Origin of the sequence: Psychrobacter jeotgali (assembly GCF_904846315.1) — a bacterium.
In the GTDB taxonomy this organism is placed as follows: Bacteria; Pseudomonadota; Gammaproteobacteria; order Pseudomonadales; family Moraxellaceae; genus Psychrobacter; species Psychrobacter jeotgali.
The window spans coordinates 619,948-634,612 of sequence record NZ_CAJHAF010000001.1 but is presented as its reverse complement, the minus strand read 5'-3'; the positions used below and the strand labels follow the sequence as shown (position 1 = coordinate 634,612).

The window sequence follows — 14,665 nt, the reverse complement described above, 5'->3', positions numbered from 1 at the left end:
TAGTTTTGTAATCATCTTTTAATAATATCTAGACGACCGGTCTAATTCATGTACAATACTAATCCATCTTGATAAGAAATATGATTCTTCTTAGCTATTACTTATAGCTATTAAAACTCTCAAAAATGTCTAGGAACAATATGAAAAACTTTCAATACTATAACCCTGTACGCATCGTGTTTGGAGAAGGACAAATCGAAAAACTAGCAGACTTAGTGCCAAATGATGCTCGGGTATTGATTACTTATGGCGGCGGTTCGGCTGAGCGCACGGGCACTTTGGATGAAGTAAGAACCGCACTGGCTGCGAATAGCAACCGTGAAGTGTTTGAATTTGGCGGTATTGAGCCCAATCCAGAATTTACGACTTTAATGAAAGCTGCTGATAAAGTGAATGAACATGACATCGACTTTTTACTAGCCGTTGGTGGTGGTTCAGTTATTGATGGCAGTAAGTTTGTAGCGTTAGTCTCTTCACTGACAGATGCAGATGGCAGCGTTTCTCGTGATAAAGCGTGGGAAGCGCTCACCAGCTATTGTAAAAATATAGACTCCGCTATTGATTTGGGTGCGGTATTGACCATTCCAGCGACCGGTTCTGAGATGAACTCAGGCGGCGTTATCAACTATAGCGAACGTCAAGCCAAGCTACCTTTTGGTAACCCTCTCACTTTCCCAAAATTCTCAATTTTAGATCCTGCTAAGACTTTGACTTTACCTGAGCGTCAAGTGATGAACGGCGTCGCTGATGCGTTTATTCATGTTATAGAGCAATATCTCACTTACCCGGTGAATGCTAAAGTTCAAGACGCTTTTGCTGAAAGCTTACTCAAGATTTTGATCAGTGAAGGGTTAGCGGTTAAGAATGATCCTAATAATATAGAAACCCGCAAAAATATCATGTGGACAGCTACTATGGCGCTCAACGGCCTTATAGGTACAGGCGTACCACAAGACTGGACGACCCATATGATTGGTCATGAGCTGACTTCATTGCACGGCATCGATCACGCTCGTACGTTGACTATCGTACTGCCCTCAGTGATGCGTGAGCTGAAAGACAGCAAAAAAGACAAGCTACTGCAATACGCTCGTAATGTTTGGAATATTGATGGCGCAGAGCAAGGTCAACAGTTAGACGAAGATACCATTATAGAGATGGCAATTGTTTATACCGAAAACTTCTTCCGAGAGCTTGGACTACCCGTTAGCCTAGCGGACGCAGAATTAGATGAGTCAGCGATTGACCCTATCGTCAAGCAATTAGAGGCGCACCAAATGGTCAAACTGGGTGAGCACAGCAAAAATGATCTTTCAGTTTCACGCCGTATATTAGAGCGTGCGGTAACTAGCAAAGCTTCTTAACATCTGGTAAGAAGGTCTGGTAAGAACGAGCAATAAACTTAAACAATCATGGTCTATATATAAACAGCAAATATAGTTACTGTTAACTAAAGGTTATTAATAAATAGCCTTTAATCCTAAGCGATATAACGTTAGGGATTACAAAGTTAAACCCTATAAAGATAATTGAAAACAAACAATAATAGCAAAGGAGCTTCATTATGAGTTTTGATAAACAACAAAACCAACAACAAAACCGTCAAATCAAACTAGCCAGCCGTCCTCATGGCGAGCCAAAATCAGACAACTTCGATCTAGCGACCAGTGACATCCCAACACCGAAAGATAATGAGATGTTACTGCGCACCGTTTATTTATCATTAGACCCGTACATGCGCGGACGTATGAGCGATGCCAAAAGCTATGCTGATCCCTTAGAGGTCGGCGATGTGATGATGGGCGCAACCGTTGCGCAAGTGGTCGAATCTAATATCGATAAGTTCGCCAAAGGTGATTTAGTGGTTTCCAATTCGGGCTGGCAGGATTATAGCGTCAGTGACGGCGAAGGTGTACTGAAGCTTGATAAAGATATGCCGCATCCCTCATACGGTCTAGGCGTGCTAGGTATGCCAGGATTTACCGGTTATATGGGACTAACTGATATCGGTAAACCACAACAAGGCGAAACCTTGGTCGTTGCTGCTGCAACGGGCCCGGTCGGTGCCACTGTCGGTCAGGTCGGTAAGCAGTACGGCACCCGCAGCGTCGGTATCGCTGGCGGTAAAGAAAAATGTGATTTTGCGGTAAATGAGCTTGGCTTCGACGTTTGTATTGATCATAAAGCCGATGACTTCGCTGAACAGCTCAAAGCCGCTTGCCCAGATGGTATCGACATCTACTATGAAAACGTGGGTGGTAAAGTATTTGATGCGGTATTGCCACTTCTAAATGCTCATGCCCGTATTCCGGTTTGCGGTTTGGTCTCACAATATAACGCCACTGAGCTGCCCGAGGGCAAAGACCGCTTAGGTATGCTGATGGGCAACGTCTTGAGCCGCCGCCTGACTATCAAAGGCTTTATTATCTTTGAAGAGTACGGCGATCACTTCCCAGAGTTCCTCAAAACCATGAGTAAATGGGTAGAGTCAGGTGACGTTAAAACCAAAGAATATATCGCTGAAGGCTTAAACGAAGCACCAAACGCTTTTGTTGGCATGCTAAATGGTGACAACTTTGGTAAAACCGTGGTAAAAGTGGCTGATGTTGAATAATATTTAGATTAGATACTCTCAACTATTTAACTTCATTGCGTAGGCTGCGGCGTTAGGCCCAGCACTTTAATTTTACAAACTTTTTGCTGGGCTAAAGCCACAGCCTACGATAGCTCGCATTATATTAAGAATTAGGTTTAGATACTATAGATTTAAATACTGTAAATTTAAATATTATAAATAAAGTAGCTAGAGTTAAAAACTATCAAATCTGATTACAAACAAGGATAACTATGAAAATTTTAATGGTACTTACTTCACATGATGAGTTAGGTGATACCGGTAAAAAAACTGGCTTTTGGCTAGAAGAGTTTGCCGCACCTTACTATGCTTTTATTGACGCAGGCGCTGATGTAACCATCGCCTCTCCTGCTGGTGGTCAGCCACCACTTGACCCTAGTAGCGATACTGAAGATGCGCAAACTAAAGACACTCAGCGCTTTAAAGAAGATAATGACGCTCAAAAGCATCTTGCTAATACCAAAAAACTAGCCGATGTCAAAAGCGACGACTTTGATGCGGTATTCTACCCCGGTGGTCATGGCCCATTATGGGACTTGGCAGTGGACAAAAACTCCATCGAGTTGATTGAGACTTTTGTTAAGCAAGATAAGCCGGTTAGTTTTGTTTGCCATGCGCCAGCAGCGCTTAAAAATGTCAAAGTTGATGGCGAATACTTGGTAAAAGGTAAAACGGTTACCGGCTTTACCAATACTGAAGAAGAAGGGGTTGGTCTTACTGATGTGGTGCCTTTTGTAGTGGTCAAATATTTTTAGACAGTACTTAAGAGGTTTTTGTTGAAATAAAGTCTCTCTTTCTCGCTCGGTGTTAAATACTCATTAAAGCTGTGTGGTCTTACACTTTGATAATAGCCCCAAATATAATCATTTACTGCCTGCCGAGCCTCATCAATATTGTCATAGCCGTTTTTTGGCATCCACTCTGTCTTAAAGCTTCTAAAGAACCTCTCTGTAGGTGCATTGTCCCAACAGTTGCCTCGTCGGCTCATACTATGCGACATACCATTGCACTTGGCTACGCATTTAGCATACTCTTCACTGGTATAATGACTGCCTTGATCTGAATGAAACAGCACGCCTTTAGGCTCAAGTCTTATGTGATATGCCATTTTTAGTGCAGATGTGGTCAGCTGGGTATTCGGGCTATCTGACAAGGCAAAACCAACAATACGTCGAGCATATAAATCCATAACGATGGCTAAATAACACCATCCGCCTTTGATACGAATATAAGTAACATCACCTGTCCACACTTGGTTTGGTGCAGTGGGCGCAAACTGACGGTCTAGTATGTTTCCATAAACTTTATGGAATTTTTCACAACGCCTGTACTTATGTGATTTTATCTGTCGACTAATCAACCCCATTTGTGCCATCAGCTTACCTGCTCTGTAGCGTGTGAGTTTAATGTCATGTTGATGCGTGACGATAGCAGATACCGTCCTTGCACCAGCCGAGCCATTTGACTGCTCAAATACTTCTCTGATTAAGGCTTTGAGCCTTATAAGTTCAAGGTCTATAGACCTAGATTTAGTACTGTTGTAATAGCTGCTTCTAACAATCCCAAACAGTTCACATAGCTTGTGTTTGCTAATATGCTTATGATGCTCTGCAAGCTTGGTTATTAGCGATAGACGCTGAGATTGTCTTGGGCTAGCAGAGCAGATGCCTTTTTTAATATATCTCGCTCCATCTTAAGCTGCTTGACCTGTTTTTCAAGCTCTTGTATACGCCGTAATTCAGGCGTTAGGGCTTTGCCTTCTGATGGCATGACACCTTGCTGTTCTTTACGGTATTTATATACCCAATTCTCTAAGGTGGTTTTGCCGATACCTAATGAGTTGGCTACTTCTGGTATCTTTCTGCCTTGATCTTCAACCAGTTTAATGGCTTCTAGCTTAAATTCTTGGCTGTAGCGTCCGCGTTTGGTGGTCATATCTTCTCTCCAGTCTTGGTGATAGTATAACCTCTTATCTACTGTCCTATTTCATTATGCCACTACATTTCTTATTAGAAGATGTGCTAAAAGCTAATGGCGCTAACTATGAAAAAGGCGATGATTGGCAGTCCTATGTGGTTGAGGATGGTCTACTTATCACTGGTCAAAACCCAGCTTCCTCCGAAGATACCGCTAAGCGTCTACTACAAAAGCTTAATGGCTAATATGCTTTAAAATAACTCGTCTTAAAAGAACCCACTTTAAAATAAATAGCAGCTCTCTACAACTAATAAAAAGGCTCGGCTCATGATTCGCTTGCACCATCTTAATAAATCGCGTTCGCTACGTATTCTTTGGCTGCTTGAAGAGTTAGGTCAGCCTTATGAGATTATTAGCTATCAGCGTGACGCTGAAACTAACCTTGCGCCAGCTAGCTTGAAAACAGTGCATCCGCTTGGTAAATCACCCGTTATAGAGATGGATGACGAGGTTTATACCGAGTCTGCGGCTATCACTGAATTATTAATTGAGCGTTTCGCGCCTGCACGTTTACGTCCCGCTCCTGATAGCGCCGATTATGGGCATTATCTGGGGTGGATTAATTTTGCAGAAAGCTCGCTCATGGTGCCTTTATTACTAGAGTTATTTACTAATAAAGCAGGCGTGAGTGATAATGAGTTTTTAAGCGGTTATATCAAGCAAGAGAAAAACAATCTGCTCAGCTACTTGAATCAAGCCTTAGAAGGTAAGTCTTTTATTATCGGCAATAAGCTAACTGGCGCAGACTTTATGCTGTCATTTGATCTGATTATGCTGGCTAAAAGTAAGCAGCTGGCCGACTATCCGCACATCGAACAGTATGCTCTACAGTTAGCAAGTCTTGATAGCTATCAGCGTACTATGCGCCTTGAAGCCAATCATGATCAATCAGAATAATTCGATGCTTTGAAAATTGGTAAAAGGTACTATTAAAGAGCAGCGAAAATATGATTGCTTAGGTTAAATGAAAAACAGCTCATTAGTGAGCTGTTTTTTTATGTTTTATCTTTATAAATGCTTGAGATAAGACTTATAGCGTACCGTTTAGGAGCTTTTGCTCAAACCAACTATTGATAAATATATTATCAGGATCATAGGTCTTACGAATCTCCAAAAAGCGCTTAAGCTCTGGGTATAAATGGTGCAACTCATCCGTTGTCAGCTTATTAAGCTTACCCCAATGCGGCCGACCTTGCCACTTCTTCATATACTCATATAGCCAGTCAAACAGCGGCTCATCATCCATACCTTTATAGACATGAAAGGATAATACCGCACTATCCTCGCCTTGAGTTGGGCTGAGCATTCCTGTCTCACCTTTATGCGTGCGTACCTCTATTGGAAAATGTGAGCCTTTATTGTCCGCCAGCAAGATTTGATTAATCTCCGAGATACACTGATCAAAATCAGACAATTTAATAAAGTACTCCGATTCGTTAAATTTCACCCCGCGCGGGGTCGGAAATACTTCAAAACTGTAACCTTCGCGTTTGCTATTAGGGATAGATCTTGCCGATATCTCACTGACTTTTTTCGTCCATGTCGGGCGCAGTCGTGCCAGCTCACACAGGACATAAAATGCGCCATTAAGAGTCACTGCACTATCAAACTTATCTTTGAGCTTTTGGTTGCTACTCATCGGCTTAGGCGCTATGACAGAGAGAGTCTTTTGTTGTAACTTATTGGTGCCAGGGAATAAAAACCATTCTAAATGACGATGGGTATTAGCAGCTTCATGAAAACGGGATAATCCAGTCTCAAAGTCCAGTACTTCATTGCGCTCTTTGAGCCCATACAGCGCCACTACTTTCACGGTCAGCTTGGTAAATACACCGAGCATCCCAAGACTCAAGTGTAAAGCATTACCTAATTCGTCAGTTTGCGAATTACTACGCTGATGGTTGTGCAGCTTGCCTGTGCCATCGATCCATTCCCACGCCACGACTTGATTGGCAACCGAGCCCAAGCTCAGACCGGTTCCATGAGTGGCAGTACTGGCCGCGCCAGCAATCGTTTGCGCTTGCACATCACCCATATTCTCTAGAGCAAAACCATGCTCTTTTAATGCTTCACCTATCTCATGCAAATAGGTGCCCGCATACAAAGTCGCCAGCTTGTTTTCTTTATCTACTGACACCAGTCCACGCATATTATGTAGGCTGATGGCAATCTCTTCTGGTTTCGCACAGCCACTAAAAGAATGGGCGGCGCCTGTGACTCTAACTCGTTTTTTATTAATACGAGCGTCTTTGATAATCTGTTGTAGTTCGGCTACTGATGAAGGCGTGAGTTTTTGTTCAGGCTGCGCGGTGACATAACCGACCCAGTTCTGCCAATGATCTTCTTGTTGCCAGCGTTTTAATGAAAACATTTGCCTTCTCCTCGATAAGTGGTCATGGTTTGGACTACTCCTCGCCCATCGCTGGCTTTATTATCAGCTAAAATAGATGCATCCTTACTAGTTTCTCGATAACCAACAAGCTCGTTGAAATGCTCACAAAGCTCGCCGCCTTTGGCATGTCGGCACCAAACAAAGTCGCCAATGCCAATATCAATATTAATATCAGCATCAGCTTGCTGGGTTTTCTTGATAGCCTTTCTATCAATAGCCATCGGGGTTTGCACCTCCCCAAATCCTTCATCAGCCAATATGGATAAGTATTTGGGATAATGTACCACTGGCGCTTTATCTACACCTATCGACCCTGAAGCGATAAAGCCGCCACTATGACAAGTGATGATGTCTTTTTCCGGCTGACGAGTCACAGGCAACACAAAGCCAGCGGCGGGCTTAAAGTCTTGCATACTATCCATGTAATCAAAATAGGCAGGCTTATAATACGCCGAGCCGACAGTGATTTCAGTAATCTCAGGCTGGCTTGCGGTAAAATCCATACTGCCACTACCACCACCATTGACAAGCTGTAGCTCATAACCTTGTTTCTTTAACTCATTAACGATTGAGCTACGGCGCTGCTGTACTTGTTTTTTGGAGCGGTTTTTGAGTAGACGAATGGCAGGCGTAAGCCATGGTTTATCAGGCAGATGCTCAGCCAATCCAGCGATTTGCGCTTCGTAGCCCATTACACCAGCGACCTTAATATGAGTACATTTTTTGCTATGTTTAAGCAGCCTTTTCACGTCTTTTTTATGCATCAAGGCTGAGCGTTTGCTACCGAAATATAGCTTCGGTAATGGCATCGACATATTGATATCGACACAGACCTCAACCATTACATCGTGCTGCTTGGCTATTTGATTCAGCCTATCTATATGCTCAAAGCGATCCACCATCCAAATCATGGTTGCGCCTTGTTTGGTATGCTCAAAAGTTTGCGCCACGCTATCCATATCCAAGGTCGGATAGGCGCATAAAATATTATCAAAGCCATTCTTTAGCAGATAAGCCGACTCGTCTGCAGCATAAGACATCAAGCCAATAAAGTGTGGCGAGCGCTTTTTGATGTAGTTTAAGACAGCGATAGAACGGATAGACTTGGTTGCCAAGCGTAAGTTAACCGCTTGAGTCTTTTGATTCACCAGCGCAATGTTATGATCGAGAGCGTCCATATCCAGCCACGCACTCGGGGTTTTAACAGGGGTTATTTGGGCAAAATCCATTTTTTCCTCGCGTTTGTTTCCTCTTAAAGGCTAAGCTTTAGGTCTGGGGTCTAAAATCAGAGGGTAAAGCCGTCCATGGTTTTGACTATAGTCGATTCTAAATAAAACAGATACATTATATTTAAACGCGGAACTGGTATAAATTTTACTGGCGTGCTGTGCCTACGTCGTTTCGATGCTGCGCAAAATTCATACCAGTCCCGCTGTATCGTTGTTATACTGAACTCACTATGTAATGCAAAAAAATAGTCCAAGATAATCTTAGACTATTTTTATAGATAAATGTAGCGATCTGCTATTAAGTTTATAGCTACCAGTTAAGGCAATAAACGCTTGGTAATCCAGCTTGAATCATCGCTATCACAAGTATAAACGATACGGTCATGCATACGATTGGCACGACCTTGCCAGAACTCAATCTCGTCAATAGTAATCTCATAGCCGCCCCAAAATTCAGGCGTTGGCACTTCTTTATTCTCAGGATAGTCCGCTTGTAGTTGCTCAAAGGTCTGCTCCATAACCTCACGATTGGCAACTTCTCCGCTTTGAGGCTGGCTTACCCACGCCCCTACTTGGCTATCATGCGGACGCTTTTGAAAGTATGCCGCTGATTTATCCGCATCTATTTTGGCGATACTACCACTGATACGAACTTGACGCTCAAGCTCATGCCAAAAGAACAACACCTCGGCATTGGGGTTCTCAGCGATATCTTGCCCTTTGGCACTTTGATAGTTGGTATAAAATACAATGCCTGTTTCGGTAATCTCACGCATGAGCACGATACGTACACTGGGCTTCATATCTGTTCCGCACGTCGCCAAGCTCATAGCATAGGGCTCTTGCACCTTTTGCTCAATAGCATCATTCATCCAACTATGAAATAGCTCAAATGGTGATTCAGGTACTGACTGCTGATCCAGCTGACCTTTTTCATAAGATAAGCGCTGATCACTAAAATCCATACTCATAATCATTCCTTATTATTAATAATATTAACCTGTACCTAATACTAGCCCAATACAGCTTTAATATGATCCGCTAAATCGTTCGCCATAACATCACATTCTATCTCATCATCCGACTCTACCATCACTCGAATCATCGGCTCTGTACCTGATTGGCGAATCAATAACCGCCCGCGACCCTCTAAGGTATTACGCGCTTTATCAAAAGCTGCCACCAGCTCCTCAAACTCAAACGGATCTTGCATCTTAGTCAAGCGTACGTTGACTAGCTTTTGCGGCAATATCTCAAAACCATCTACCAGCTCACTGAGGGTTTTATCTTGCTCTTGCATCACTGCCAATACTTGCAGACCAGCGATAATCGCATCACCGGTACGGCTCTTATCTAAACATAGAATATGTCCTGATGGCTCACCGCCCAGTATCCAACCTTCAGCTTCAAGCTCTTGCATCACATAACGATCGCCTACTTTAGCTCGAGTGAAGTCGATATCCTTGTCTTTTAGCGCTAGCTCTAAACCCATATTAGTCATAAGCGTACCCGCTACCCCTGCAGCTTGAGTCGCTCCTTGAGTGGCTAAGACATAAAGAATGCCGTCGCCATCGACCAGCTTGCCATTATCATCAACCATAACAATACGGTCGCCATCACCATCGAGCGCAATCCCAACGTCAGCATTATTCTCTAACACCGCTCGTTGTAAGCCCTCTGGATGAGTGGAGCCGCAATCGGCATTAATATTAACCCCATTAGGCTCATTATTGATGGCAATGACGGTAGCCCCAAGTTCGCGCATGACTCTCGGAGCCACGCTATAGCCTGCGCCATTAGCACAGTCAACCACTACGGTCAGGTCGCTAAGGTCATATTGATAAGGGAAACTGCCCTTACAAAATTCAATATAACGCCCTTTGGCATCATTAATTCGGCGATTCTTGCCAAGCTGAGCAGGATCGTGAATCGGCATTGGCAGCTCATCATCCGTATCCATAATAGCCTGCATCTTATCATTGATGGCATTTTGTACTTCATCAGATAGTTTTTTACCATCGCCTGAGAAAAACTTGACGCCATTATCATAATAAGGATTGTGCGACGCAGAAATAACAACCCCAGCATCAGCGTTAAAACTGCGAGTCAAATGAGCGATAGCCGGTGTCGGCAATGGCCCTAGCATGTGCACATCAACGCCTGCCGCATTAAAACCTGCTTGCAGGGCAGCTTCGATGACATAGCCTGAAAGCCGAGTATCTTTACCTATAATCACGCTAGGTTTGCGGCTAGGATTAGCGTTACTCTCTACCAGTACGCGGCCTGTAACATAACCGAGCTTTAAAATAAAATCAGGTGTAATTGGGTTTTGACCAAACTTGCCGCGAATACCATCAGTGCCAAAATAGCTCATTATGATTATGTCCTTATTATTAGATACAGTTATATTACATTAAAAGATCAGCCTAACTCTTATTGTAACCTTAAAATGACTACTGAGCTATTTTACAAAAAAAACAGCCAACAACGTCTAAGCATTGTTGGCTGTTTGTATCTTATTGCTATTGTAGGGCTGACAAGCACTGCTTCAGCCTATATTTTTCCAAAATATGGCCCGTTATTAGACTCTATAGTTTGGCGCTTCTTTAGTGATTTGAACGTCATGAACATGTGACTCTTTCATGCCCGCTGAAGTCACTTTGATAAACTGAGGCTTACTACGCATCTCTTCGATGGTAGCGCAGCCGGTATAACCCATTGATGAGCGCAGACCACCGACCAATTGATTAACGATACCAGCAACGGGTCCTTTATAAGGGACACGGCCTTCGATACCTTCTGGCACCAGTTTTTCTACACCATCTTTCGCATCTTGGAAGTAGCGATCCGATGAGCCATGCTGACCTGACATCGCCCCAAGACTACCCATACCGCGATAAGCTTTATAGTAACGGCCTTGGAACAATTCGACTTCGCCCGGTGCTTCTTCAGTACCCGCCATCAATGAGCCTACCATAATGCACGAGGCACCAGCGGCAATAGCTTTTGCCATGTCACCTGAATAGCGAATACCACCATCGGCAATTAATGGAATGCTGTCTTGTAAGGCGCTGGCAACACTATCAATCGCTGATATTTGTGGCACACCAATACCGGCAATAATACGAGTGGTACAGATTGAACCAGGACCGATACCTACTTTTACCGCATCAGCGCCCGCATCACGTAAAGCTAGAGCCGCCTCGCCAGTAGCAATGTTACCGCCGATAACTTGGATATGCGGATAGTTCTTCTTAATCCAAGACACCTTATCAATCACCCCTTTTGAGTGACCATGAGCGGTATCAACGACGATGACATCAACGTCAGCGGCGACTAAAGCTTCAACTCGCGCCTCGGTATCAGCGCCAGTACCAACAGCGGCACCCACTCGCAAGCGACCTTGCTCATCTTTACAAGCGTTAGGGTTATTCTCAGCTTTGGCAAAATCATTCACGGTAATCAAACCACGCAAGCGAAAGTTATCATCGATAACGATTACTTTTTCGATACGGTGCTCATGCAACAATTTTTTAATATTCTCATTGCTTTCCCCTTCCTGAACCGTGACCAGTTGATCTTTTGGGGTCATAATACGGCTAACCGGTAGTGACAAGTTAGTCTCAAAACGCCAATCTCGATGGGTGACGATACCCACTACATTGTCAGTACCTTTTTCGACCACTGGTACGCCTGAGATATTATTATCTTGCGTTAGTTGTAGCAATTCACCGATAGTCATCTCAGGGTGAACGGTAATAGGATCAACAACTGTACCCGCTTCAAACTTTTTGACTCGGCGTACTTGAGTCGCTTGCTTATCAATATCCATGCTCTTATGCAGAATACCAATGCCGCCTAACTGCGCCATAGTAATCGCCATCTCAGACTCGGTAACCGTGTCCATAGCAGCAGAGATTAGTGGTAAGTTCAAAGTGATATTTTTGGTCAAACGAGTAGATAAATCAGCAGTTTTTGGCAGGACTTCAGAATAGGCTGGTAACAATAAAACGTCATCAAAGGTCAAGGCTTCATCAACAATTCGTAACATACATACCCCTAGTAGTGGTTATTTTGATGGGTGGATGCTGGGTATCAAGTCAATAAGTTTAGAGGCTCAAATGATATCTGCAACTTTACTTAAATATATCAATATAGACACGCAAATATAGCGGCCTAGCCAAACTTATCTCTTTATTAATAGCAGATAAGAACAATCTATTGATAACCAACAAAGATCATACTTCATCTCTACCCTCAATAACCCAGTTATCCCTTAAAAATAACGCCATATTATAACAAATATGGCGCCTTCTCACATGATATATTTTAAAGTTTGTTTTCGGTTTATTGAATCTTAGACTTCTTTAAAGGTCATACGCTCAGCTGGTAGATATGGTTTTTGCTCATCGTATAAATAAGTTAACATCTGTTCACGTACATCACACTCTAATGCCCAAGCATCATCAGGGTTACTAGAAGCTAAAGCGCCGCGTAGCTCAATAGTATCTTCACTTACCGAGATAGCCAATAACATAGGCTCAGTTTCACCGTCCCACAGCTCATGAGCTTTAGTGACTTCAATAAACTTCTGCCGAATATCATCAATATTCACCCCATAATCTACGTATAGATATACTGGACGGGTCTGATGCGAATCAGGGTGTGACCAATTTTCAACAACTTCATTTACAAAATGGCGCATCGGTACAAATAGTCGGCGCTCATCCCAAGTCTTGAGTATGGCGTAAGTATAGCGTAGATCTTCAACCGTACTCCACGTGCCGTCCATCATGATAGTATCACCAATACGAATGGGCTGAGTCACCGCTATCTGTAAGCCTGCAACAATGTTTCCTAAGGTAGGCTGAGCAGCAATACCAATCACTACACCAGCAATACCTGCTGAGGTCAGTAAGGTTTTACCTAGTCCCTCAAGATTAGCGAATTCACTAAGCCCAATCCAAATACTGCCAAGGATCATTACAAAAATAAATAACCGTCGAAATACGGATACATAAGTACTGCGAATACGATATTTATCATATTCTTCTTCGCCTAAGCTTTCGATTTGCAGGTCTTGATAACGGTTGGCAAAAAAGTTAATAACGCGGACACCTAACCAAACCGCACTCAATACCAAAACTATCCATACGATAGGTCTGGTGGCGGTGGCAATCGCTTCTATAAAAGGAAAGCCTCCTGACACCAAAGTAAATACCAAAGAAAAACTGATGGTAAAAGTCAAAGGTACGGTCAGCTTATTAACCAAGTCAGTTATACTTTTTTTACCGCCGGTTTGTGAAGCTATTTCTTCATCACCAACATACCAATTTATTAATTTGCCAGTGACGGTACTAAACACCCAACCAAGAGCCATGGTAAGCGAGAAGAAAAGCAGCAACGCTAATAGCTCCCAAATCGCAATACTAAAGAGGCGCATAGTCATCCACGTTGGTAAATAGCGCTCAAATTGTGCTGGTTGATATTGTTCATAGAGATTATCAATATTACCTACGGTTTGAGCTGAGAACACCCAAACAGGAGCATTATCACCTACTTTTACTCGCTGTATGATAATAGGCACCTGACGCTCACGATAATCCATGTAACCCAATTGGATAGAGCGGCGCGGAATACCACGAATACTACTGTTGCTGCCCACAGGAGGCTCAATTAAACCATCAGTACGATCTGGCAGATCATCAAAGACATAAAGCCTTTTCTTAGTTAATAAGTAATCAAGGCGCCGTGATAATTCGACACTACGATTCGCTTGCACTTCTTTGTCAAACAAGTTCATATTCAGCGCATAAGCCGCCAAATCATACTGCTGACTCATAACCGCAGACTGAAAAAACTCTAATGTTGCCAGTGGTGTGGAGATATTTGGTGGCTTTGCTAAAGGTGGGAGACCAACATTCAGCTCATCAAGCAGATGGTAGTTTTCATTATACTCCCCAGATAACGCCATATCGCCTTGCAAGGTACCGGCTTGCTGTACCGCATTTCGTTCGGTTGAATCGAGAACCTCAGTCGCATTCTCAGGGAGCTCTAAACCCTCTTCTTTAAGCGTCTCGACCTCTTGTGCGACATACTCTACAAATGTATCCGGCTTGGGAGTGATTTGAATTTCTTCATCAGGGCCATTTTGAGCCGCCACAGTATTGGCGTAAGCCAAAGTAGAAGCCAATATACCCACAACGGCAAGCAGCATAAGAAAAATGACAACAATAAAAGGACGTTCGTGATTATATGCAGGCTTTTGATTAGCAAGCTTTTGATTAGTAGTATCTAAAGACTCTCCACTAGTCACGCTGTTATTAACCTGGAATCTTTTATTAACCAAGGAGTTAGGATTGGGGCGCATATGAAGTTTCTTAGTATAGTTAGTCTTGATATTTGATTAACTTAAAACAGTACACCAAAAAA

Annotated in this window: 11 protein-coding genes and 2 pseudogenes; 5 read left to right on the top strand and 8 right to left on the bottom strand. The window is 43.1% G+C overall.

All coding sequences use genetic code 11. The annotated features are described in order from the left end of the window. The first annotated feature begins 140 nt into the window (after positions 1-140). From JMX18_RS02585 to JMX18_RS02575, 3 genes and pseudogenes are all read left to right on the top strand, one after another. Positions 141-1,364, top strand: coding sequence for an iron-containing alcohol dehydrogenase (locus tag JMX18_RS02585; RefSeq protein WP_201583469.1), 1,224 nt, complete (start codon positions 141-143; stop codon positions 1,362-1,364). Positions 1,365-1,564: 200 nt separating this feature from the next. After that, complete coding sequence (locus tag JMX18_RS02580) at positions 1,565-2,614, top strand: NADP-dependent oxidoreductase (protein WP_201583467.1); 1,050 nt, start codon at positions 1,565-1,567, stop codon at positions 2,612-2,614. 233 nt (positions 2,615-2,847) lie between these two features. Then, positions 2,848-3,375, top strand: a pseudogene (locus tag JMX18_RS02575) (type 1 glutamine amidotransferase domain-containing protein); the annotation flags it as partial. A gap of 11 nt (positions 3,376-3,386) precedes the next feature. Here JMX18_RS02575 and JMX18_RS02570 read toward each other — a convergent pair. Then, a complete protein-coding gene (locus JMX18_RS02570) occupies positions 3,387-4,229 on the bottom strand; it encodes an IS3 family transposase (RefSeq protein ID WP_406947357.1) in 843 nt (280 codons plus the stop codon). 29 nt (positions 4,230-4,258) lie between these two features. Then, on the bottom strand, positions 4,259-4,570 hold the full coding sequence (locus tag JMX18_RS13310; RefSeq protein WP_192994872.1) for a transposase: 312 nt from the start codon (positions 4,568-4,570) through the stop codon (positions 4,259-4,261). Between the two features lie 68 nt (positions 4,571-4,638). Here JMX18_RS13310 and JMX18_RS02565 point away from each other — a divergent pair. Continuing rightward, positions 4,639-4,797: pseudogene (locus JMX18_RS02565) on the top strand (type 1 glutamine amidotransferase domain-containing protein); the annotation flags it as partial. An 82-nt stretch (positions 4,798-4,879) separates the two neighbouring features. Continuing rightward, entirely contained in the window at positions 4,880-5,509 is a 630-nt protein-coding gene (locus JMX18_RS02560; RefSeq protein WP_201583464.1) for a glutathione S-transferase family protein, read from the top strand. A gap of 133 nt (positions 5,510-5,642) precedes the next feature. On the opposite strand, the gene JMX18_RS02555 is transcribed toward JMX18_RS02560, so the two are convergent. The 6 genes from JMX18_RS02555 to JMX18_RS02530 all read right to left on the bottom strand — a co-directional run bounded on the left by JMX18_RS02555 (position 5,643) and on the right by JMX18_RS02530 (position 14,603). Beyond that, on the bottom strand, positions 5,643-6,983 hold the full coding sequence (locus JMX18_RS02555) for a D-arabinono-1,4-lactone oxidase (protein WP_201583462.1): 1,341 nt from the start codon (positions 6,981-6,983) through the stop codon (positions 5,643-5,645). Further along, the gene (locus tag JMX18_RS02550) at positions 6,971-8,233 is read right to left on the bottom strand and encodes an alanine racemase (RefSeq protein ID WP_201583460.1); all 1,263 of its coding nucleotides are present in this window, start codon (positions 8,231-8,233) and stop codon (positions 6,971-6,973) included. The genes JMX18_RS02555 and JMX18_RS02550 overlap by 13 nt, the downstream gene beginning before the upstream one ends. Positions 8,234-8,550: 317 nt before the next feature. After that, positions 8,551-9,198: a pyridoxamine 5'-phosphate oxidase gene (pdxH, locus tag JMX18_RS02545; protein ID WP_201588189.1), complete on the bottom strand. Its 648-nt coding sequence runs from the start codon at positions 9,196-9,198 to the stop codon at positions 8,551-8,553. Positions 9,199-9,245: 47 nt separating this feature from the next. After that, entirely contained in the window at positions 9,246-10,607 is a 1,362-nt protein-coding gene (gene glmM, locus JMX18_RS02540; RefSeq protein WP_201583458.1) for a phosphoglucosamine mutase, read from the bottom strand. 207 nt (positions 10,608-10,814) lie between these two features. After that, entirely contained in the window at positions 10,815-12,284 is a 1,470-nt protein-coding gene (guaB, locus tag JMX18_RS02535) for an IMP dehydrogenase (protein WP_201583456.1), read from the bottom strand. A gap of 306 nt (positions 12,285-12,590) precedes the next feature. Next, positions 12,591-14,603, bottom strand: coding sequence for a mechanosensitive ion channel family protein (locus JMX18_RS02530; protein ID WP_227674536.1), 2,013 nt, complete (start codon positions 14,601-14,603; stop codon positions 12,591-12,593). Between the last annotated feature and the right edge of the window lie 62 nt (positions 14,604-14,665).